Consider the following 24,096-nt stretch of genomic DNA (forward strand, 5'->3'; position numbering starts at 1 on the left):
ATTAACGTTGGAAGTCATAGATCGCTCCCAGACGCAACAGATCGGTCAGTTCATCTAACGCTTGATAAGACTCTTTCATTAAAACAGGATCGGCCAAGTCGGCCGCGGTGAGAGATTCTCGGTAGTGCCGATCGATCCAGTTTTCCAACTGAATCACAAGTTCGTCGGTCAATAAAACGCCCGATGCGACCGATGCCAGTTCATCAGGCGTCAAAACGACCCGCAGCCGCAAGCACGCCGGCCCTCCACCGTTGTCCATGCTCTCTCGCAGATCGACGAATTCGACTCGGTCGAACGTGTTGTCCTCGACCAACTCGCCCAGCAGGGCGTTCACGCCGGAATGTTGTCGACAATCCTCCGGGGCGACCAAGACGGTCTGGTCCGTTTCCGTCGTCACGATCTGGCTGTTAAACAGGTACGTTGCAACGGCATCGTCCAGGCTGACACGTTGCTCGGGAACCTGGACGACTCGGATCGTGTCGTTAGTCGTCCGCCGCAAGTCCTCGATGACTCGATCCGGTTGCGCAAAAGCTTGTTCGTGGCAAAGCAGCAGCTGGCGATGTCCCACCGCGATAACATCGTTGTGGAACACCCCCGCGTCGATGGCGCGAGGATTCTGTTTTGCAAAGACAACTCGGTCCGGATCGAGACGATGAAGTCGAGCAATGGCCTCGCCGGCCGCTTTCGATTGGCGGGCCACAAACCGTTTCGGACCCGATCCGTCATCGCCGCGGGAATCGCTTCCGTACACAAACAGTTGCACCCCGGGAGCGTCGAACGTGTCACAGAATCGCGTGTGATTGGCGGCGCCTTCGTCACCCATGTCTGTCGAACTGGGGACCGCATCGTGGTGCACGAAGAATCGCGGGTCGTGAAAGATGCGTCTGAGAAGCATCGCCGTCACGTCGGTTTCGCTGGCACGGTGCAGACTGGTGACCAGATTGGCCGGTGTGAAGTGGACGCGTCGGTCGTCGGCGTCGGCCGACGGACAAACCGTTGCCGCGTTGGCCGTCCACATACTGGAACTAGACATCGCGGTCGCAAGTAAATGTGGAGACTGCTTCTGTGCCGCTTCCAACACCGTCGCGTCATCACCGGAAAATCCCAACCGTCGCAATAGGCCCAGGTTCGGCCGCGGTTGCGGAGGCAGAACCGCCTGCGGAACCCCCAACGAACGCAACCGCGCCATCTTTGCCAGCCCCTGGCGGGCGGCAGCGCGCGGATGGCTTGGTTCACGGCGGTGCGACCGTGAAGCAAGGTTGCCCGGAGCGAGGCCGGCGTAATTGTGTGTCGGTCCGATCAGACCATCGAAGTTGACTTCGGCGGTGGTTGGAGCAGTCGTATTGGACATCGGCATCAAGTTGAAGAATCACCCTCCTCGCAGGAGCGTCGAACTAAGCGGGGGCCGGGTCAATCCCCGGCATGATCGTCGCAGGCATCGACAACGATTCCGACTCCAGCATCGCGGCCGCGTCGCTGCAGTAATCGGCCGCGAAGTAACCACTCGGGCGATGATTGCCCGACGCACCCAGACCGCCAAACGGCAGGCGACCACTGGCACCGATCGTGGCTTGGTTCCAATTGACGACGCCGGCACGAATGAATGTTCGAAACCGATCGAACAACTCGCGATCATCGCAAAGCAGCGAGGCGGACAATCCATACGCCGTACGATTCGCTTCGTCGATCGCCGCATCAAAATCAGCGACACGGACGACCTGAAGCAGCGGCCCGAAAACCTCTTCATCATTCCGATCGGGCATGGCGGTCACATCAATCAGACCGGGGCGAATCAGCGCCGGATTGCGAGGATCACGCTCCGCCGTAACAAGTTCCACCGCGCCACCACGAAGCCATTCGGCTTGGGCGCTGAGCACTCGGTCGGCGGCCAGGCTCGAGATCAACGGCCCCATGAATGGTTGCGGATCATCGTCAGGCAATCCAATTCGCAAGGTCTGGCAATGCACGGTAAGCCTTTCCAACAACGGTTCCGTGTCGGCGCCGTCCACCAACACCAACCGCCGCGCACACGTGCAGCGTTGGCCGGCGGTGACGAACGCCGAAACGGCAGTCAGATACGCCGCGGCGTCGAGATCTTTGGCTTGATGAACCACCATCGGGTTGTTGCCACCCATCTCCAACGCCAACAATACCTGGGGGCGGCCGGCCAACGATCGATGGATCGCGCAGCCGGCGGAGTAGCTGCCGGTGAACAGGACACCGTCGACGGCTTGCGACACCAGCGTGGCGCCGACCTTGCCGTCGCCCTGAACGGTCTGCAGCACGCCCGGCGGCAACCCGGCGGCTTGCCAAAGCTGGACCAGCAATTCTCCCGTGCCCGGCGTCATTTCGCTGGGCTTGAATACGACCGTATTCCCCGCGATCAACGCCGGAACGATGTGCCCGTTGGGCAAGTGGGCAGGAAAATTAAACGGTCCGAGCACCGCCATGACGCCGACGCCACGATAGACCACGCGTCCGATGCCTTGCGGCAGATCGATCTGTTGCGCCCCACTCCGCTCGCGATAGGCTTCGATGGCCAACTTGACTTTCGCCGGAATCAGCTTCGCCTCGCCGACGGCTTCCCAATGGGGTTTACCGGTTTCACGACTGATCTGTTGCGCGATCTGGTCCTGGCTCTGGATCGCCGCGTCGGCAAATCGTTCTGCCACAGCGATCCGTTCCTCCACCGGGCTGGTCTGCCATGACGTCAGCGCGGCCCGTGCGTGCGAGACGGCGTCGGCCACCTGCATCTCTGTCGCCACGGTTCCTTCCCAAACCACTTCATTGGTTCCCGGAAAGCAGGCCACCAGGGGCGGCGTGGACTCGGATGAAGCTGTCATGATGGTTTCCTTTCGTTAGACGGCTCGCCGCTCCAGAAGGCTTTGGCCGTTCCCTTCAGCGGCGAGACGATCAACGAATCACCCACCGAAACGCCCAGGCTTTCGGCATCCTGTGGTTGCATTTGTATTCCATCGGGTGACCGCCGCGTCGCACAACCGATGCACCGGAAGGGACCGTCGGCGGTCGCCACCAGGGTGTCCATGACGGCATCCTGGTTCTCGTTGAACAGGCCCACCAGTTCAACCTGACTCGATTCAACAATCGTCCGAATCGCCTTGCGATCGCATCGAATACACGGCCCGCCGTCAAAGATGTCGACCATTTGAGCCTCGTGGAAGCCTTCGGATTCGAGCAACCGCAAGGCGGGCTCGGTGTCGGTGTGCACCTTCCCGATCACCTCACGCGCCTGCTCGGGAAGCAGCGGCACATAGATCGGATGCGTCGGCATCAACTCCGCGATGAACCGCTTGTCTCGAAACGACAACGTGTCGGCGATCGGAAAATCGACCTGAAAAAAAGGCCGGCCGACGGCGTCCCAAAACGGAGAACGCCCATCCTGGTCGATCACGCCCCTCATTTCTGCAATGACCTGCCGATCGAAACGCTCGGGGTCACGGGCGATCAGCATGAACCGCGACAGCGACAACACACGACCTTTCCCTCCGCCGCGAAATTGGGGATGCAAAAACAACGTCCCCAGCTCGGTCGGCCCGTCAAAGATCTTGGCCAAATGCAAGGTGTCGACCTCGGTGCGAACGTTCAACGCCTCCGATCGATGGATGCTGCGTTCCAATCGAAACGCGTAAAACGGTTCCCCTTTGGCGGAATCACCGACGTGGGTGAACAATCCCGCGGTCCCGATCACGCGTTGCTCAGCACCCTCCACCCACACCAACAACGGCGATTGGCCACACTCGGATTCTTCAATCCGCTTGGCCAGCCGTTCGCGATCCGGTGTCAAGGTGGTCAACCCAAATGTCGACTGGCCGGCCAAGTCGAACAGTGCATTCAGGTCTGCCGGCCGGACGAGCCGGATGGTGTGCATCGATAGGTATCCTGAAAAGTAGGCATGTTATTGTATCCCATTGAACACGATCGGTCCAAATCGATCGGCCTCGGAAAAGGGGGCAGGTACCAAAAATGCGAAGCACCCTTTGGGCCATTTGGTTTTTGGTACCTGCCCCCTTTTCCGCTCGACTACGAACCTAAGCCAGCAACTCCTTCACCACGTGTCCATGCACGTCGGTCAGCCGATAATCACGCCCCTGGAATCGATACGTTAACCGTTCGTGGTCGAAGCCCAGTTGGTGCAGAATCGTGGCTTGCAGGTCGTGCACGTGCACGGGGTTTTCGGCGACACCAAAACCCAACTCGTCGCTCTGACCATACTCGAATCCGCCCTTGACTCCCCCGCCGGCCATCCACATCGTGAACACGTCGGGGTAGTGATCACGACCCAAAATCTTGCTCTTCGCCGTCCGGCCCTCGCGAAACGGCGTCCGACCAAATTCACCGCCCCAAACGATCAGGGTGTCTTGCAACAGGCCGCGTTGTTTGAGATCGCGGATCAACGCCGCGATCGGCTTATCCATCGTCGCACACTTGTTGGTCAGGCCGTCGGTCAGTCCCGTGCCGGCTTGCGTGCCGTGGAAGTCCCAGCCCCAATCGAACAACTGCACAAACCGCACTCCCGATTCGACCAACCGGCGGGCGAGCAAACAATTGTTGGCTAAACTCGACGCGCCCGGCGTCGCACCGTATTCATCCAGAGTCTTCTGGGACTCGGCCGAAATGTCCATCACCTCCGGAACCGAGGTTTGCATCCGGAAGGCCAGTTCGTATTGCGAGATCCGCGTCAACGTTTCCGGGTGTCCCATCTGTTCGGCTTGCAACTGATTCAGATCCGCCAACGCATCGAGCGTCGCGCGGCGCGTCGCTCGGCTCATCCCCGGCGGGTCCGACGAATAAAGTACCGGGTCGCCCTTGGATCGACACTGCACGCCTTGATAGACCGATGGCAAAAATCCGCTGCCGAACGAGTTATTGCCGCCGTTGGGTTGGACGCCGCTGGAAATCAAGACGACGAACCCGGGCAGGTTTTCGTTTTCGCTTCCCAGCCCGTACGTGATCCAAGATCCCATCGAAGGTCGTCCGCTACGCGGCGAACCGGTGTAAACCAACAACTCCGCAGGCGCGTGATTGAATTGATCGGTATGCATCGAATGCACCACACACATCTCGTCGGCGACTTCATGGAAATGTGGAATCGCATCGGACATCCACATGCCCGATTGACCGACGCGCTGCCACTTCCGCGGCGACCCCATCAACTTCGGCGTCCCGGATGTAAACGCAAATTCACGACCGGCCAGAAACTCGTCGGGGCAATCCTGGTCGCTGCGTTTGACCAGTTCGCTCTTGTAATCGAACAAGTCCAGGTTGGGCGGCGAGCCGGTCATGTGCAGATAGATCACCCGCTTGGCCTTGGGAGCAAAATGGGGCGATCGACTGGCAAGTGGATCACTCGCCCGTAGGACCGCTGACTCGCCGGCGACACCGTCTCCCGCCATCAACGACGCCAACGCCATCGAGCCGATCCCGGCAGTGGATTGCTGCAAGAAATGCCGGCGGGTGCGCAATTGAAGGTGATTGAATCGAGGATCCATGGCAGTCTAAAGGTTCGTTGGGGGCTTGTAATAATCGTTGCAAGATTCAGTGCAAAATCGTCAATGCAAAATCGTTGATGATGACTCAACCAGACCCAATGACGGCCGTAACGGACGCCACCGCCAGCCAACCATCGGCGCCTCCTTCTCATCACTGACCCTTCTTCGCGGGGAGGGGCAAGCGAGGTGACAGGAGCATCGCACCAGCAACGTTTTTGTTCTCTCTATCGTTTCATCAACAGTTCGTCCAAGTTCAAGATCACGTTGGCGACCACCGTCCAGGCGGCGTATTCGGCCGGGTCGGCATCGACGGGCAGGGCGCCGATCGGATCGGTTGCCATCTTCATCGCATCTGCGGTCGCCTCGCGATAGGTCTCGGTCGCGGCGATCACGAGTTGTTCCAGACGCTTGATCTCCGCAGCACTGGGCGGCCGAATCAATGCGGTCTGAAAGGCGTACTGGATTCTTCCTTCGGCCGAGTCCGCCTCGCGGATCATGTTTCGCGCGAACGACTGGGCCGCTTCGACATAGACCGGATCGTTCATCGTGACCAAAGCTTGGAGTGGGGTGTTGGTTCGAATCCGGCGGACCGTGCAAACCTCTCGGTTGGGTGCGTCGAACTGGGCCATCGACGGATAGGGGCTGCTGCGGCGCCACGTCGTGTACAACCCGCGTCGGTAGCGGTCTTCCCCCTTGCTCGTCTGCCAATCGGTGGCCGATCCGAACGCGGCTTTCAATCCCAGCTCGGGTTGCGGCGGATTGACCGGCGGCCCGAATCGTTTGTCGCTCAACAGCCCGCTGACGAACAATGCCTGGTCGCGGACCATCTCTGCCGAGACGCGGAATCTCGGTCCCCGTGCAAGCAGTCGGTTGGCCGGATCGGCGGCGATCAATTCCGGCGTTGTCACGCTGCTTTGCCGATAGGTTGCGGACATCACCATCGACTTGATCAAGCGTTTGATGTCCCATCCGCTGTCACGAAACTCGACCGCCATCCAATCCAACAGACGCGGATGGGAGGGCAATTCACCTTGCGATCCAAACTCTTCGCTCGTTTCGACGAGACCAACGCCGAACAACTGTTCCCAATGTCGATTGACGATCACCCGCGGGGTCAACGGGTTTGCCGGATCGACCAACCAGTGCGCCAAATCCAGGCGGCTGGGGTTGTCGGCATGGGCGATCGGGTGGAATGCTTCCGGCGTGCCCTCCTGGACCACATCGCCGGTGCTTTGGTAGTTGCCCCGCAGCTGCACCTTGGTGACGCGACGCTTGTCGGTGGGCAGCTCCTTCATCACCGGAACGCTGGTTATCGGCTTCATCTGGGCTAGTTCGTCGCGCGCCGCCTGCAACTCGTCTCGCCACGGTTGGAGCGCCGGTGCAATGTCACGGAAATACGCTTCAACTTGCGATGCCTCGTTTTCGTTCCAGCGATCTTTGCGTTTGGCGACGATGCGACGAATCGGGTCCGGCAACGTCGCCCAGCGGGTCAGGTTCACGTCCGAACTGATGGACAAGCGAAAGTGATCGATCAAATGACGCGGGTGTTCCGATTCTTGTGCGATCGATACCGTCAGCACGCCCTCGGCCGCCGGGGTCGGTGCATCGAGCGACACGGTCAATTGATGGGGGCGTCCGACCTGAGGCGCGATGGCCCAGCCCGACTTGGAACTGACCGGCGTTTGCAGGACGGCCGTTGCGGGAAATCCACTTTGTTCGTGATCGGCCGACGCATGACTGAACGAGACCGTTCGAACCCCGGATGGGGACAGGGCATGTTTGGCTTTGGCCGGGGTCTCGGGTTTGCTCGTCCAGACGACGTCGCGTTCGTTGCTCAACAGCGTCACCGTGAATCCGTTCAACCGTTCGATGATTCCCGCGCCTCCGTCGGTGCGATTCCACAGAACCAGGTTGTCGATCGGCATCGCTTCGCCTAAATCGATTTCAACCCAGGGGTCCGTTTCACCGTTGGTGTGTTGGACCGAACCCTTGTTGTAGTCGCTTGCCGTGTTGCCGTCGTTGACTCGCGTGGCGTCGGCATCGGCGTAGGTAGAACTCTGAGTCGCCTTGCCGCGCGGCGCGACGTTTTCGCCTTCGCTGAACACTTCGATCTCCGCGAGATGCAAAAACCGTGATTTCCCAGGCAAATCGACTCGCACGAATCGGGCTTGGACCGGAGCAAGTGGCTGGGGCGTCCAGGTCGCGCGAAGCTGGGTGATCACGAAGTTACGTTTCTGTGACGGTGACGTTTCCAGGCGAAGGCCCGTGATGGATTCGTCCGAGGTGGGAATCTGGATCTGATACGTGTCCGTTTCCAGCTCGTCTTCGGCAGCCTGAATCCATCCGTCGTCGGTCATTTCCAGCTGGCGTTTGGAGTCGATCGAGGCGACATCGGCGATTCGCCACTCGGGCGGCGAAGAGAACTGGGCCAACCACTGTTCACGTTCCTGGTCGACTTGATCGGTGGGGGCGACCAGTTTGGCCTGGAGTGATTCGATGCGTGCGGACAATTCGACTTTGCGGCGTTCTTGATCGTCACTCCAGACTTCCAGCAGCGGGCTTTCGTCACGTTTGTCTGCATCTTCGGTGCTATTGAAGAAAGCGAAGAATTGGAAGTATTCGTCTTGGGTGATCGGATCGTACTTGTGGGTGTGGCATTGGGCGCAGGCCATGGTCGTTCCCATCCAAACCGCCATCGTCGTGTTAACCCGGTCGACCACCGCGACGTTGCGAAATTCTTCGTCATTGGTGCCGCCTTCGTTGTTGGTCAACGTGTTTCGATGAAAGGCCGTGGCGATCAATTGCTCGTCGGTGGGATTGGGCAGCAAGTCACCGGCAATCTGCTCGATCGTGAATTGATCAAACGGCATGTTGTCGTTGATCGCTTGGATCACGTAATCGCGGTAGGCCCAGATGGTGCGTGGCGGGTCATCGGCGTAACCTGCCGAGTCGGCGTAGCGGGCCAGGTCCAGCCAGACCCAGGCCCAGCGTTCTCCGAATGCCGGACTGGCGAGCAACGAATCCACGTAGATCTCGTACGCATCGGCGCGATCGTCCTCGGCAAACGCTCGGGCTTGTTCCCAGTTCGGCGGCAAACCCGTCAGGTCGATCGCCACGCGTCGGGCCAGCGTCAAACGGTCTGCTTGGGGCGAGGGATGCAAGCCTTCGGCATCCATCCGTGCCAGCGTGAAATGATCGATCGGACCGGTCGGCCAGGCCGGGTCGGACACTTTCGGCAGCGGCGGTCGACGAGGGACTTCGTAAGACCAGTGTCGGGCGTAGCGTCCGCCCTGTTCGATCCACGTTCGCAGCAAAGCGACTTCGGCCTGCGTCAGCGGATCGCCTTTTCCCGACGGCGGCATCACCACGTCTTCGTCGTCGCTGGTCACCCGGGAGATCAGTTCGCTGGCTTCGGGGTCACCGGGCACCACGGCCGCGTATCCGCCCAGTTCCTCATGCGCCCCTTCGGCGGTATCCAACCGCAATCCCGCCGCCCGCTCCGCTTCGTCGGGGCCATGGCACGTGACACAGCGATTGAACAGCAGCGGCCGAATGTCACGATTGAAATCAACCGCGGATTCCCCCGCCGGTGCGAAGGCCGGTGCGATGGACAAAACCAAGGCATAAAGCAGAGAAACCGAAAAAACGCGTGTCAGTCGCATAGGTGGGAACGTTCAACGTTTGGAGGGGCAAGGGGCGCCATTAGTATACCCGAAACACAAGTCGACTCCCGAATCCCCGCCCGCACAAATCCCCTCCCGCCGGCATCCCACCACTCCGCAGACCGCCGTCCCCCGAATCCCCCCATCGACCTCAACCACCCGGGGACACGGCACCAACTCACCCGGGGACACGGCACCAACTCACCCGGGGACACGGCACCAACTCACCCGGGGACACGGCACCAACTCACCCGGGGACACGGCACCAACTCACCCGGGGACACGGCATTAACTCACCCGGGGACACGGCACGTTGATCTAATCCAGTGCTATCAAACTTAAAAGATTGTGTCTGATCTGAGCTGGATTTTGGAGCAGCGAAGGTTGACTGATGGATCGGTTTGCGTTGCAATGAAAGCTCGTGGGAGTCGCACGGAGCGACTCGTTTTTGGGCTACGCAATTTGAAGAAGATTCACTTCAAACCGTAGCAACGTCTAGAAACGAGTCTCTTTGATGAGGATGCGATGTCACGTTCCAACCGCGGCGACAAGATTGACCCTCGCGAGGTCCAAATCGTTCATGCCATCAGTCGCACCACGCGGGCTTGCCGGTTGTTTGGCGACGATCCGCTGTCCGGCAAGAACTGCGACCATCGCAAGGGCTGGATTGAAGGGTTGATCGAGCATTTCGCAGGCCAGTTTGCCATCGACGTTCTGGCGTATTCGGTCCTCTCCAGCCATCACCATCAGATGCTACGTTCGCGCCCCGACATCGTCCAAACTTGGGACGACACCGAAGTGGCACGACGCTGGCTGATGATTTGCCCCAAACGCAAAGACGACCACGGCAACCCATTGCCGCCGTCAGAGTCCGAGCTCAACACCATTCGGAACTGCCCGATCAGGCTCAAGCAGATACGTCTTCGGCTCAGCGACGTTTCCTGGTGGATGCGTCTAATGAACCAACGCGTTGCCCAGCGAGCCAATCGGGAAGATGACTCCAGCGGCCGATTCTTCGAAGACCGCTTCAAGGGGATTCCGGTGATTGATGATGAATCCGTGTTGGCTTGTGCCGTCTACGTGGATTTGAATTGGATTCGAGCTTGCATGGCCGAAACATTGGAGTTGAGCAATCACACGTCGGCTCAGCGCCGTATCGAAGCGATCACGGCGGAAACGCAAGCCCCGGCGTCGGACCCTGCATCGGCCCCCACCAGTGCGTCGGAGCCCGCGGACAGACGTGGCCGGCCGCTTGCGGATTCGTTTCTAGCGCCGGTTGATCTGAATGAAGCGACGGAGTTGCCCGGCCCCCAACCGAGCCAATGCGATGCACGCTGTAGCGACAAGGGGTTCCTACCAATCAGTGCGGCGGAGTACCTTGAGCTACTTGACTGGTCGGCTCGCCAATCGGCGGTTGGTAAACCCGGACGTACCCCTGACACTCTCCCGCCGATATTGATTCGGCTCGGTTTATCGCCGACAGTCTGGCTGGAGCTTGTGGCCAATTTTGATGATCTGTTCACCACAATGGCTGGATTACCGGAACACATCGATCAGCGACGTGGCAAACAAACCGGTCGCTGCTTTCACGTCCAGAAGCGGACGCGTGAGCTGTTCGCCCAAGCGGCCTAGATTGAACAATCTCCATCGATCTGGTTGGATCTTGCAACAAAGGCTTTGCAAGATCGCAGCATGCTCGCTGCGTTTCCGCTTGGCTCTCTGTGTGCGGAGTCGCTGACGTCTGCAGGGCGACGTCGCTCGGGTGATTGAGTCGGGTCGAAAAACAAGGTTTGAACCGCAGGCCGAAGCATTTGCAGCAACAATCGAAATCTCTACGCTGAAGAAGCTGTGCCGTGTCCCCGATCGTTGTTATCGTTGTTCTGTTGGGTTGATTTGATGCCGTGTCCCCAGGTGCTGTTTGTTATTGCTTTGGGCTGGTGCCGTGTCCCCGGGGTGTTGGGTGGGCGGGCATTTTTTGCTTTCCCGGCCGGTAGACGTTAGACTCGGGCGGTTTAGACCTGCGATTTCCTTTTTCTTTTCAACGGAAGGGCCAATTGATGGGCGTTCGATTCAGTGAAGTCGACTTGGCGACTCGAAACGATAGCAACGTGATTCACTTGCATGTCAGCGGCACGATGAACCATGAAGATTACGAAATCTTCGGCCCCGACATCGAGCAGGTCATTCAGAAACATGGCAAGATTCGCGTGCTGCTGGAATTGGATGACTTCCACGGCTGGACGGCCCGAGCACTGTGGGATGACATCAAGTTCGACATCCAGCACTTTCGCGACATCGAGCGAATCGCCATGGTCGGTGACAGCACCTGGGAAAAGTGGATGGCCATTTTCTGCAAACCCTTCACCGCCGCCACGATCAAGTACTTTGACGCCAGCGACATCGACGCCGCTTGGGATTGGATCTCCGAGAAATAATACGAACGATTGTCGCTTCACGAAAAACGCCACCTGATTTGGTTCGCTTGCGGCGTGGTCGCCGGGATCATGGCAACACGCTGCTGGTGGCGACAGCAACTGCCGCGCGGTTGCTTGTTTTCTGTTGCGAGCTTTCTCGTGATTCCGTTGTCGCGTCAGCTGTCGTGAGACGCAGTCGCGTCAGTTCTTTGGCGGCGTGGTAGCGTGACGCGACGCCGGGCTGCGGTACCAGACCGCCGCCGAGAATCAGCACCGTCAACAGCAGCACCGCGATCCGTTCCGCGGGACGAGCGTGCATCGGAACCTGGGTCCGAGTCGGGTGACCGGTGAAGATGCGAAAGTACGCCGAGAGCACGGTGATCCCGCACAGTGCAGCCGCGATCACCACCATCGTTCCGACCAGCGGGTAGATATCCACCGCACCTTCGATCAGCAATTCCATGCCGACGAAGCCGACCGTCGCGGGAAAGCCGATCGCAGCCAGCCCGGTCAGCAGGAAAAAACCCGCCAGCATCGGCATCTGGTGATACAAGCCGTGGTAATCGGCCAACGCGACCCGCGAGATCCTCGCTTCGATACAGCGGAGCGTGATCCCGAACCCGGTCAGCGACAGTCCCACGGACAACCACAGGCACAATGCACCGGTCAGTCCGATCGGCGTGACCAGTTCCAGTCCGGCCAGCACCAGCGAAGATTGGCTGAGAAACAAAAAGCAAAACATCCGCCGGGCTTCTCGTTGAATCAAGGCCATCGATCCCGCATAGACGGCCGTCACCAACGACAGCACGGCAATACTTTGCAGCGCCCACGACGGCGCGATCGGCAACACCAACCGCATCACGGCATAGGCCCCGACCAGCGGCGTGGAAAACAGAATCGCGGTTCCGAAGGTCGCCTTTTCAAACAGATCCGTCATCCACAGATGAAACGGGAACACGCCGCTGCGAAACAACGCCGCCGCCGTCAACAATGCCCCCGGGATCAGCACCGCCGTGCTGTTCATCTCGGTCATGCTGAGCCAGCCATAGCCGACCAGCAGCAGCGCCGCAAAGACGGCCATGTGCAACACATACAGACGCGTGCACCGCTGCCGGTTCCGCAGTTCCAAATATGGTGGAATCGTCGCCGCGATCAGCAACACGATCAGCGTCCAAGAGCTGCGACAGCTGAACGTTGCCAACACAAGCGTCTCGGAGACCAACGCGAGTTTCAGCGAGAACCGTGGCGCTTTGGTGCGCAGCGTCGACATCACCGTGACCAGAAAGATCAACGCCGCGAGCGGCAATTGAAAGGCGCTGAGTTCGTCGACGACAAAAACGTCTCGATCGAACATCCAATCGATAAACGGCCAATGGTCGTGCGCTTCGAACGTCCCGATCAAGACAAAATCGATCAGTTCGCCGATCGTCAATGCGAGCGTCACCGAACAAATCGCGATGGCGTGTCGCAAGATGTTGTCGCGGTTGCCGAGCACATGAATCCAAACCGCCCCGAACAGGGGAACCAGAATGGAAACTTCAATCCAGGGAAAGTGAAACTCGGGCATCGTGGACGTTGCGGGGGTAAGTGATCAAATCGTGGACGGTGATGCGTTAAGCCGCGGACTTTAAATCTTCGGGGTGCAGTTCAGCCTGGTCGGATTCACGTGACGCTTCATTGGACAACGCATCGGTGACTTGTCGCTCCATCGAATCGCACCAGCGGAACACCCGCACGAATGGCTGGACGATCCACTTGTCCAAAGCGATGTCCATGAATCCCCGCTCGAATCCGAACCGGTAGCACCAACGCTGCATGCGTGGCGGCAAAAAACCAGCTCCCACCCAGGCATCACGCGGCAATCGCGTGCCCATCTTGTTTTCCAAATCGCTGTAGTCCCTGAGCAACGTCGGGGCACGCAACAATTGCATCGTTCGCAGGCTCGCGTGTCCGATGATGTGGATCAGTGCCAGATACTTCAGCCCCAATCCGATCTCCACGACGATGATTCCGACCTGGGTCAGCGAGGCGTAGGCGAGCGAGACCTTGACATCGTTTTGCACGCGTGACATGACCGCGCCGCAAACCGCCGAAACGACGCCGAGACTGATGACCATCACTTGCAGGGTCAACGAGGCTTCGAGAATCGGACTGAGTCTTAACAGTAAGAACGCGCCCAAGTGAACCGACAAGGCGCCGTAAAAAATGGCACTCGAGGGTGTCGGGCCTTCCATCGCTCGGGGCAGCCAACCGCTGAACGGAAACAGGGCCGACTTACCGGCCGCCGCGACCAACAGCAGCGACCCGACCATCAAGGCCTGGCTGGACGTGATCGCGGCCGTGCCCTCGGGCCAAACGCCGCTGCTCATCAGCCCACCGAAGTCGCCTTCGCCGGTCATGTGATGCATCGTGATCGCGGCGATCAAAAACGCGGCGTCGCTGAGGCGATAGATCGACCACACCCGTTGACCGTTGCGCACCGGATTGGTCCGTTCATGAAAATAGGCCACCAGCAGCGCGGACGACAGGCCGACCATTTCCCAGCCGACAAACAACGTTTCGATCGTACTGGCCAACGAAGACAGCACCATGCCACAAAAGAACATCGCGTAGTACAGAAAGAAACGTCCATACCCTTCCTCGCGATGCAAGTAGCGACGTGTGAACGCACCCACGACACCACAAAGGACGCAGGAGAGCATCAAGAAAGGAATACTGAGGCGATCGAAAACGAACTTCAAATGAAATTGAAACTGCTCCTCGGGAATCGTCACCCAGTTCCCCAACTCGATCGGCACATAGCGAATGTCCGTTGCAAGCATGATCAACAGGATGGCAACGGCGGGCAGCAACGAAAACAGTACGGCCGCCTGCGTGAAACGCGCGATCGACGTCTCGCTCAAGGGACGATTGACGAGTGTCGAAAGCCCAAGAATCGCCAACAACACGATCGGGCTGCAAACGACCGCCGTGCCGAGGATATGAAAGAGCAGGTGGAGGGGAGTCATGATGAAGGGTTCAAATTGAATTCAAGGTGCGAGCCGAAGTGGCGTAAGCTGCTAGCTTGCGTTCGGTGGTCTGTTTGGAGATGGCAAGCAAGCTGCTTCCCCGACGATTGAATCGGACAATCTCACGAGGATTCTTCGATCGACGCATAGCCCAGGTGATCTCGCTGGCCGCGGTACCAATCGGCCGACGACGCGACGACCGGCAAATCGCTCGACTCCGGGGTGTAGCGTTGATACGTGCCGTTGACGTACCGCATGATCGTCGAGGTCTCGGGATCGATCAGCGCAATCTGAACCCAATTCCCCTTGATCAAGCGTTCGATCCCCGGGTTCTCGTTGATGATCCTGTCCATTTTTTCTGGCGAGGTTTCGATGACGAACAGGATCCGCATCGGTTCGTGGATTTCAACCATCTGTTGAGACAATCCCGGACGCAGATCACTGGCGGCTCCGGTCATCACGCCGATCATCGACGCCACGTTGTGGGGCAACTTGGATCCACAGCCGTATCCTTCGACATCGACGGTGGAAAAGTAGTATTCCAAACTGATCCCCGCACAGACGGGGATCGCCGCTTGCAGAATCCGGGTCAGCACGCTGACGTGTTCGTCGTCCACCGCCGGATCGTATTCTGTCAAGAACACGCGACGATCCATGAACAGGCCACGGGTCCAGTCGCGACGTCCGACGGTGACGACCGCATTGGTCGCGTGGTTGTATTCCGGCCGAGCCTGAGACAAATCTTCCGCCCGCTCTTCGACATGTTCGAGCGCCTCTTCGGCGGTCAGATCCAACGGCGCGGATTCGAACCGTCGAGCCCGTTCGTGAGCATTTCGGGCGCGCGTCTCGTTGACGCTTTTTTCAATGCGGCGAAACAGCGAACGATGCGTCCGTGGCAACAGATCCAGATCGTAGTACTCCACGTCATCATTGCAGGTGTTATGAAACGCCCCCACAAAACGCACGTCATCGGGCAATTCCATGCCGCGTCCGGAGATCAATCGTCGGACACGGGGATCGTTGGCCATCATGGCAAAGGCTCGTGCGTTGGGACCGCCACGTCCGCCGCTGCAGGCGCCACAGTTGTAAGCGGATTCATGGGGATTATTCAGACTGCCGCTGCCATGACCGAAGAAGACGATGATCGGAGGAAAGTTGTCGACCATCCCAATGTCTTGCAGGATACGGATCACGATCCCCGCCATCTCGTCCAAGCTGTAACCGAGCGATTCGGGTTCGGGTCCGGGTGCTGCGGCGGTCCGTTCCAGATGCAACTCGGTCGCGGGTGGTTTGACAAAGGACCCCATCGTTGCGCGAATTTTGGAAGTCAGCCGCGGAGCCAAGATGCGTGCCACCATCGGGAATGTCGCCAACGCCCCAAAAACCCCGGTCACCCAGCCACCGATCATGGTCCGCGAATGGGCGTGAACTTGATGGGTGAACCAACCGATGCGGCGGCGTCGTTCCGCCCGTTTTGCGCTGACGTGCCTGGCCGAGAACAGGGGTTCTTCGCGGACGAAATGCTGCGGCGTCAGAATCGCCGGACAGAGCGCTCGGTAGTGTGCGTGGTCGACGCCCTGGTAATACATGGCGACCGCGAAGAAACCGGCGGCCGAGGCCGTCACACTTTCCGGATCGACTTCTTCCAGGTGTCGGCGGAACGATTCTTCCCGATCATCGATGCAAAAGATCGCCGCATACGCGGGCTTGCCGGACTTGCTGTCGCGACGTTTTTGGCGGCGACGAGCCGAATGGATGGCGATCGCATCGAGCGTCGCATTGCGATAGTGCCGTTCATAAGCGGCGTGCAGGACGCGACGCCGTTGGACCGAATCGAACGTTTCGATTTCACGAATCAGACACGCCCATTGCCCGGGCGTCATGTGGACCAATTGTTCGGGTGTCCAACCGCCAGCCTGGGCGAGTTGAAAGATCGTGTACGTCCGCTCGTCGGTCGAGGGTCCCCGTTTGACGCCAAGCCGGCTTTCGGCGATCCCGCGAATCTCCCGATAATCGCGCGTCCCGTACTGTCGTTCGCCGAAGTCAGAGATTGCATAGCGTTCGAGCATCAAGCGAATGGCCAAGTATTCGTTCAACGTTCCGCCGCGAACCGGGTGCTGCAGGAACGGAGTATTCGTCTCCATTTGCCAGATCATGCCCGCCCAGCCTCGCAGGGCCAACAGCGTCGATGCGATCTTCTCTTCGACCTCTTCCTCGGCGATCCCCAATGCTTTGAGCGACTGCTGGATCGAGACGAGCGGATCGAACGGTTCGGACTGGATCGCTTTCAATTCGCCGACGATCCCGTTCATCCAGTTCGGCGTCACCGCCAGCGATCCCTGGTACAACCGTGCAAACGCTTGCGCGAATCCGAGTCCTCGATCGGGCAACGCCCAATCGGAAAAACCTTGATCGAGAAAGGCGCCGCAGAAACGAATCAGCACGTCGTTGACGCTGACGTCGATGTCTTCGCCAGAAACCTCCCACAACAAGTCACGTAACCGGATCGGATCCCGCCGTTCAAATTCGGGTAGTCCGGCGGATTGGACGCCGGCGCGTGAAATCTGCCACAGCAGTTCCAGCGTGAAGGCTTCCCACTGGGCGTCGGACCACCATTCAATCGACTGGCGACGTGAACGATCGACCGCCGACAAAACGACATCGGGCAATCGCGTCTCCGAATCGCCTCCGTCACGTTCCGCCGCTTGCCCAGTCAGATCCAGATGACGCATCACCCAACTGCGGGTCTTCCCCACCATCTGTTCGGCACGCTGTGGCGAAACCTCGGCGCGAAACCGGGTCAGCAAATCCGATTCGGCCAACAACCATTTCAGCTCCGCATCGGGGGCCGAATGCAGCGTCATCTGCAGCATCGCCAAGCGAAGGGTGTAGCGTGTCCCGAAACTGGCGACCAATTCATCAGCTTCCTCATCCAGGTCATCCATCAAGACCTGTCGCAGATCCTCCGCTGAGATCCGCCCACGAGCCAGTTCGCTCCGATAGCGTTGTTCCGGCCAGTAGGGCTCGCAACCGTAACGCCGTCCCCCTTCGATCACCGCCTGTTCAAACGGCATGTCCTCAAAGGAATGCAACGTGTTGTGGTGAACGAAGACCGAGATGGGTCCTTGAGAAGGCAAGAAGTGAGTCGCGTGTTCGATCGCCGCTTGCAGCTTGGAGTGTTGATCCGCGCCGGCTCGAACGAAGGCTTCGGTGGTGGGAATGACGGCGGAGGTTGCGTCTTGCATGGTGGCGATGGCTGGTTCGAGCAAGGTGATCACATCTTCATGATTTGTGTTGTGATCACGTGTTGACGTCATTCGTTGGGCACAATCCGTACCAAATCGATGAAGACCGTCTCGGCGGCGGCCCCCGATTGCCGTCCGTCCCCCCAAACACGGACGTTTGCGCCAATCACCGACAAGAAAAAAACCAGGATGGCATGACGCAGCAGCGGGCAATCCCACACCCCTTGCTTGAAAGGCGGGCAGGTGCATGCCGTTGCTTCGACGCATCGAGAGGCGTACATGCTTCATCTTGCAGAGTGCATCGCCTTGCACGTACGTGCAAAGATTTGCACAGTTCAGCGCATCGATCTGTTCAACGCATCGATCTGCAATTCACTGCGCGGCCGGCATCGAATTGCATCACATCCAGGCCAATAGGGCCGGAGTCACGTGGCGTCGAGGGATGAAAACGGATTGGCATGCGGTATGCGAAGCGTGCAGCGAGGAAATTCCCAACAGACCGGCGATCGAGGCGGGGAGATGCACCGACGTATCCAATTGCACAAACACGTTCACACACTTCGGGCAGACGAATTCGGCTCGCTCGCCGACGTTCGTGAATCAGCCGCTGCGACTTCACCGCGGATTTTGATCGTCGGATGTGCCGATCATGGACTGGCTCCCGACATGCTCTCCTTCGCGACACCGGGTCGCTGTGCCGTCGTGCAAAACTTGGCGGCGTCGATTCCGGCGGCGGACCAACCTTACGATTCCACGATGGCCAGTCTCGAGTACGCGGTCGTTCAACAGGGTGTCCGCGACATCATCGTGTGCCACCACCTGTGCTGCCGAATCGTACGTTATTGGATGAGAACACCGATCCTGCACGCCCCCAACGATCCCGGTTGTCGATTCAACCAAAACGCTTGTTGGACCGTCGACCGTCTTTACCGCTACACGACCCAAAGTGAGCGGCAGACGCTGATGATTTGTGAGCACACGCTCTATCAACTTGAAAACCTGAGGTCACATTCCTTCGTTCAGGATCGGCTGGCGGTTGGGCGATTACGGCTTCACGGCTGGGTCGTCGACGACAGCACCGCCAGGGTCTTGGCGTACACCCCCCACACGCACCAGTTTGTGAGTATCGAAAAAATCTCCAACGGGAAACGCATCTCATGATGAACGAGCTCGACGGCGGATAAACTCGTGACACGCGAGTCTTCTTTTTCCAACGACAACTTTCTCACAGCAACACGCGATGTTTGACTCTCATGACGGGCGGGGGATTCGTCGGTTCGCATTCGGGCTGGCGTTGCTGAGTCTGACGGCGGTCTCGGTCACCGCCTGGATCCTGTCCAACGTCCGTCGCGAACAGGAGATCGTGGCGCGTTTGATTCAACACTTGCCCGAGAGCGACCTGCAAGTAGCCAAGGAACTCTCCGGCGATTTGAACCTTCAAAGCAGCCTGTCGTTTCTGCTGGTGTTGAATATCGTCGCAACCGCGATCGCGTTCGCGCTGGTCGTCCGCGGTTACTTGAGCAGCGAACGAACGCTCCGCGACGTTCGGGTGCTTTCGGCGGACATCTTGGCCAGCATGGATGTGGGTGTCATCACCACGGACAAGAACGCGGTCATCACCAGCACCAACCCCAGCAGTCGTGAGCTGATCGGATTGGACGGTGATGGCGTTGGCACCCGGTTGTCCGAGATCGATCCGCAACACGCCTTGCTGGACGAGATCTGCGAGGAAATCACGACCTACCATCAACCGATTCGCGATCGAGACTACTGCGTCCATCGCAACGGTCACCCCTCGACCCTGCGCGCCGGTTGCACGATGCTCCACAATCGACACGACGAGCAAATCGGCATGGTGATTCACGTTCGTGATGTCACCGAAAAAACGCTGATGGAAGAACGGCTCCGCAGGATGGAGCGTTACATGGGTCTCGGATCACTCGCGGCCGGCTTGCAACACGAAATCAAGAACCCGCTGAGCGCCCTGTCGTTGCACATCCAACTGTTGTGTGAACGACTGGACCAGGAGAGTGAGGATGCGGAAGTCGCCGAGTTGCTGGACATCTTGAACACGGAGGTCAGACGCATCAATGACGTGCTCGATGGTTTCCGCAACTATGCCTCCGTCGCCGAGCTCGGCCGCGTACCGGTTGACGTGACGTTCTTGGTCGAAAAATTGATCCGACTGCTTCGCCCCCAAGCGGAACACCAGAACGTCAAACTGGTGGCCGATCTTCCGTCGGAGATGGTCGGGATGATCCAAGCCGATTCGGCGCGGTTAGAACAGGTCTTCTTGAATCTGGCAATCAATGCGCTCGCGGCGATGCCCGCGGGCGGCACACTGCGTTTTGAAATCGCCGGCGAAAATGGCGACGTCAAGATTGCCGTCAGCGACACCGGAACCGGTATCCCCGCGGAGATCCAGGACCAGATCTTTGATCCCTATTTCACGACCCGTAACGAAGGCACCGGAATGGGCCTCGCCCTGTGCGACAAAATCATTCGCCAACACGACGGCAGCATCGATTTTCAGTCTAACGGTCAAGGCACCGTGTTCACCGTGGTTCTGCCTGTCGGGACGGTCGAAAGCGGGGGACAGATGGCAGAATGATGGGGGGCAGAATGATGGGGGCGCGGGGGCGGGCGCCCAACCCCAGCTACTTTGGCTCTGAAGGTGTTAGCGGAACGGCGCGAGCGGCCTGTTTCAGCGAAAGACCGGAGGGCTCGCGCCCTACCGCTAACAAATGCGCCCCGCTTGGCGGCAAAGTAGCAGGCATCGGGGTCGCGTCGTGCTGGTATAGTGTTCGGCAGATCAATCCGCGTTTCCTTCCGTCATTCAAGCGAGATCTGCGACGTGAATCCCCGGTGCTCCTTCGCCCCCACGAACTTTGTCCGCTCCGTCGCATCCCTGCTCGTCATCGGCTGGCTCACCTGCTGCTGCCAGGCCGATGACTTCCCGCCCGTGTTCAACAACGAGGCAAGCTCCGACGCCAGCCCGATGCCTGCTGCCGAAGCCGCCGCCACGATGACGCTGCCCGAAGGGTTTCGGGCGACGGTTTACGCCAGCGAACCCGAAGTGCGTAACCCGATCGCGATGGCCTGGGACGACCGTGGCCGCATGTGGGTCGCGGAGAACTACACTTACTCCGATCGCACCCAGCACTTTGATCTTTCGTTGCGTGACCGGGTGATCATTTTGAATGACCGCGACGGCGACGGGCACGCGGAATCACGCAAGGTGTTCACCGACAACGTCCAAATGCTGACCAGTGTCGAAATCGGTCGAGGCGGCGTTTGGTTGATGTGCCCACCGCAGTTGCTGTTTATTCCCGATGCCGATGGTGACGATGTCCCCGACGGATCACCCGAAGTCGTCTTGGACGGGTTCACGGTCTCGCAAAGCAACTACCATAACTTTGCCAACGGACTCCGCTGGGGCCCCGACGGTTGGCTGTATGGGCGTTGCGGCCATTCCTGTCCCGGCAATTTGGGTGTTCCAGGGACGCCGGAAGATCGACGGATTCCGATCGATGGCGGCATGTGGCGTTATCACCCGCAGCGTCAGACCGTCGAGGTTCTAAACCACGGCACCGTCAACCCTTGGGGATCCGACTGGGACGCCAACGGCGAACTGTTTTTTATCAACACCGTGATCGGCCATCTCTGGCATTCCATCCCCGGCGCCCACTTCATCGAGTCGTTCGGTGAAAGCCCCAACCCGTTGGTGTTCGAGCGGATGGACATGATCGCTGACCACTACCACTACGATCGCACGGGATCGTGGACCAACAGCCGCGATGGAGCCGCCGATGAACTCGGTGGCGGCCATGCCCACATCGGCATGATGATTTATCAATCCGACCGATGGCCGCAGCAATATCGCGACAAGTTGTTCACCTTGAACATGCACGGCTTGCGGGCAAACGTCGAAAGGATCAACCGTCACGGCGCCGGTTACTTGGCCAGTCACGAACCCGATTTCTTGATTTGCAAAGACCCGTTCTTTCGCGGCATCGAAATCAGCGTCGGTCCCGACGGCGATGTCTATGTGCTCGACTGGAGTGATACCGGTGAATGCCACGATCACACCGGCGTGCACCGAACCAGCGGACGCGTTTACAAAATCAGCTATGAAGGCGGCAGCAAGCCGACTCGCCCATTCACCAAGCCGGCCTGCTTGGCCGGTGACGGCGAATTGCCCCAGCTTTGGCGTGACTACCAAGCGGGGAACACGACGCCCGAGCAACTGCGAAGCCTGCTCAGTGATCCCGATGAACACGTGCGTGTCTGGGCCATTCGGCTGCTGACCGACCACTGGCCGCTGGACACGTTGCTGGGACCGCAACCCGATGTCACTTATCCCGACGATCCTAATACGCTGGCGGCGTTGAAACGCTCTGCGCAGCGAGATCCATCCGGGCTGGTCCACTTGACCTTGGCGTCCACGCTGCAACGTTTGCCCGTCCGGCAACGCGCCTTGATTGCCAGCGAACTGGTCGCCAAACCAGAATTTGCCGAAGACCGCGATTTACCGATGATGGTCTGGTTCGGTCTGATGCCGCTGGTCGATCAAGACCCCGCGGCGTTGGCGGAGGTCGCGGCAAAGTGCCGCTGGCCGGACACGCTGCGATGGATCACGCGTGGATTGGCAACCCGGGTCGAAACAACGCCCCAGCCCCTCGACGGTGTGTTGACCGCTGCGCTGAAGATGCCGGAAAGATTGCAAGCGAGCGTTCTGCGCGGCATGGCGGAAGCCTATCGCGGGTGGCTGAAAGTTCCCATGCCTGAGAACTGGCCATCCATCGCACAAAGCCGAGCGGCACGAGCCCATCCGGATATCGTTCGAGAGCTAAATCTACTGTTCGGTGACGGCAGAGCCATCGACGAGTTGCGCGAGCTTGCGATGTCGTCCAAGGTTTCGCTCAAGACTCGGCAATCGGCGCTAGAGAGTTTAATCAGTGCGCGGCCCGATGACCTACGTGAGATCTGTGAATCGCTGCTGACCCAGCGTGAGCTCAATGCGACGGCGGCTCAAGGTTTGTCGCTTTTCGACGATCCCGCCGTCGGCGAAAAACTGGCCAAGATGTATCGCCGGTTTCATGTCAATGATCGGCCCGCGTTGATTGAGATCCTGGTTTCCCGCCCCAGTTTTGCAGCAGCGTTGCTGGATCGGATCGACGCACCGAAAGACCCGATTCCTCACAGCGACATCAATGCGTTTCACGCCCGGCAAATCCTGGGACTCGGTGACGATGGCTTGCGGGAAAAGCTGACCGAATCCTGGGGCGCACTGCGTGATTCGCCCTCGGAACGTCGCGAGAAAATCGCGGCGATGAAGGCCCGGCTCTCCGGCGATGTTCTGGCCGAAGCGGATTTATCGGCAGGGCGTGCGTTGTTCAAGAAAACGTGCTCGCAATGCCACATGTTGTTCGGTGACGGTGAGAAGATCGGTCCCGACCTGACCGGTGCCCAGCGATCCAGCCTGGAATACCTGTTGGAAAACATCCTCGATCCCAGTGCGGTGGTTGGCAAAGACTATCGCATGACGATCGTGTTGATGGAGGATGGTCGCGTGTTGAACGGCTTGGTCGTTTCGAAGAACGACAAGACGATGGTCATTCAAACCCAATCCCGTCAAGAAACCATCCCGATCGAATCGATCGAAAACGTCAAAGAAACGACACTCTCACCGATGCCCGACGGGTTGCTGACGACACTGACCGACGACCAAATCCGTGATCTAATCGGCTACCTGATGTCTCCGACGCAAGTCGCGTTGAAGTGAATGGGTCAAAAGATGAGTTGGTCAAAAAATGGGAACCTCCCGATGGAGACTTGGTCCTGAGTACTCGACTTCATTTTTTGACCAATCAATTTCTCGACCATCAGACTATCCACGTTGGATTCCTCGCTGGACAACCGTAGAATCATTGCCCAACAAACAAACCCGGGGACATGGCACGAAAGCAAACCTGGGGACATGGCACGACCCCTTGGATTGCAATCAAATCCCCTCAAGGAGCCGTGTCCCCGAGCCGGCTCTGGCTCTGCTATTGCAATCAAATCTTGCCCGGTGCCGTGTCCCCGAACGGTGTGTCGGAGTGAGTTGGTCAAAAGATGAGTTGGTCAAAAAATGGGAGCCTCCCGATGGAGACTTGGTCCTGAGTACTTGACTTCATTTTTTGACCAAACAATTTTTTGACCATCAGACAGTCCACGTTGGATTCCTCGCAGGACAACCGTAGAACCATTGCCCA

At 58.9% G+C, this 24,096-nt stretch carries 14 protein-coding genes; 5 read left to right on the forward strand and 9 right to left on the reverse strand.

Features of this window, described 5'->3' with window-relative positions; genetic code table 11:
- Position 1: 1 nt before the first annotated feature.
- The 5 genes from astB to TBK1r_RS13620 form a co-directional block, all read right to left on the reverse strand.
- Positions 2–1,351 carry an N-succinylarginine dihydrolase gene (gene astB / locus TBK1r_RS13600; RefSeq protein WP_145211367.1) on the reverse strand — a complete coding sequence of 450 codons (1,350 nt, stop codon included), beginning with the start codon at positions 1,349–1,351 and terminating at the stop codon, positions 2–4.
- 43 nt (positions 1,352–1,394) lie between these two features.
- On the reverse strand, positions 1,395–2,843 hold the full coding sequence (gene astD, locus TBK1r_RS13605) for a succinylglutamate-semialdehyde dehydrogenase (protein ID WP_145211370.1): 1,449 nt from the start codon (positions 2,841–2,843) through the stop codon (positions 1,395–1,397).
- Positions 2,840–3,889 (reverse strand): arginine N-succinyltransferase, encoded by a 1,050-nt coding sequence (locus tag TBK1r_RS13610; RefSeq protein ID WP_145211373.1) that lies wholly within the window; start codon positions 3,887–3,889, stop codon positions 2,840–2,842. Before TBK1r_RS13610 ends, astD begins: the two co-directional genes overlap by 4 nt.
- Positions 3,890–4,049: 160 nt before the next feature.
- Positions 4,050–5,510 carry a DUF1501 domain-containing protein gene (locus TBK1r_RS13615; RefSeq protein ID WP_145211376.1) on the reverse strand — a complete coding sequence of 487 codons (1,461 nt, stop codon included), beginning with the start codon at positions 5,508–5,510 and terminating at the stop codon, positions 4,050–4,052.
- A 224-nt stretch (positions 5,511–5,734) separates the two neighbouring features.
- Positions 5,735–9,172, reverse strand: coding sequence for a DUF1553 domain-containing protein (locus TBK1r_RS13620; RefSeq protein WP_145211379.1), 3,438 nt, complete (start codon positions 9,170–9,172; stop codon positions 5,735–5,737).
- A gap of 525 nt (positions 9,173–9,697) precedes the next feature.
- On the opposite strand from TBK1r_RS13620, the gene TBK1r_RS13625 reads away from it, so the two are divergent.
- Positions 9,698–10,804 carry a hypothetical protein gene (locus TBK1r_RS13625; RefSeq protein ID WP_419581323.1) on the forward strand — a complete coding sequence of 369 codons (1,107 nt, stop codon included), beginning with the start codon at positions 9,698–9,700 and terminating at the stop codon, positions 10,802–10,804.
- Positions 10,805–11,229: 425 nt separating this feature from the next.
- The gene (locus TBK1r_RS13630; RefSeq protein WP_095736400.1) at positions 11,230–11,607 is read left to right on the forward strand and encodes a SpoIIAA family protein; all 378 of its coding nucleotides are present in this window, start codon (positions 11,230–11,232) and stop codon (positions 11,605–11,607) included.
- Positions 11,608–11,674: 67 nt separating this feature from the next.
- Here the strand turns inward: TBK1r_RS13630 and TBK1r_RS13635 are convergent, their stop codons facing one another.
- The 4 genes from TBK1r_RS13635 to TBK1r_RS13650 form a co-directional block, all read right to left on the reverse strand.
- Positions 11,675–13,153, reverse strand: a complete 1,479-nt coding sequence (locus TBK1r_RS13635; RefSeq protein WP_145211382.1) for a proton-conducting transporter transmembrane domain-containing protein — start codon at positions 13,151–13,153, stop codon at positions 11,675–11,677.
- 46 nt (positions 13,154–13,199) lie between these two features.
- Positions 13,200–14,594: a proton-conducting transporter transmembrane domain-containing protein gene (locus TBK1r_RS13640; RefSeq protein WP_145211386.1), complete on the reverse strand. Its 1,395-nt coding sequence runs from the start codon at positions 14,592–14,594 to the stop codon at positions 13,200–13,202.
- 122 nt (positions 14,595–14,716) lie between these two features.
- Positions 14,717–17,911 (reverse strand): DUF2309 domain-containing protein, encoded by a 3,195-nt coding sequence (locus tag TBK1r_RS13645; RefSeq protein ID WP_419581324.1) that lies wholly within the window; start codon positions 17,909–17,911, stop codon positions 14,717–14,719.
- A complete protein-coding gene (locus TBK1r_RS13650) occupies positions 17,908–18,120 on the reverse strand; it encodes a hypothetical protein (RefSeq protein ID WP_145211389.1) in 213 nt (70 codons plus the stop codon). The genes TBK1r_RS13645 and TBK1r_RS13650 overlap by 4 nt, the downstream gene beginning before the upstream one ends.
- Before the next feature lie 238 nt (positions 18,121–18,358).
- On the opposite strand from TBK1r_RS13650, the gene TBK1r_RS13655 reads away from it, so the two are divergent.
- The 3 genes from TBK1r_RS13655 (at position 18,359) to TBK1r_RS13665 (ending at position 23,624) form a co-directional block, all read left to right on the forward strand.
- The gene (locus TBK1r_RS13655) at positions 18,359–19,000 is read left to right on the forward strand and encodes a carbonic anhydrase (RefSeq protein WP_419581325.1); all 642 of its coding nucleotides are present in this window, start codon (positions 18,359–18,361) and stop codon (positions 18,998–19,000) included.
- Positions 19,001–19,079: 79 nt separating this feature from the next.
- Positions 19,080–20,450, forward strand: coding sequence for a two-component system sensor histidine kinase NtrB (locus TBK1r_RS13660; protein ID WP_145211395.1), 1,371 nt, complete (start codon positions 19,080–19,082; stop codon positions 20,448–20,450).
- 243 nt (positions 20,451–20,693) lie between these two features.
- Positions 20,694–23,624: a PVC-type heme-binding CxxCH protein gene (locus tag TBK1r_RS13665; RefSeq protein ID WP_145211398.1), complete on the forward strand. Its 2,931-nt coding sequence runs from the start codon at positions 20,694–20,696 to the stop codon at positions 23,622–23,624.
- Positions 23,625–24,096: the final 472 nt, after the last annotated feature.

This window comes from Stieleria magnilauensis (genome assembly GCA_007753675.1).
Lineage (GTDB): Bacteria > Planctomycetota > Planctomycetia > Pirellulales > Pirellulaceae > Stieleria > Stieleria magnilauensis.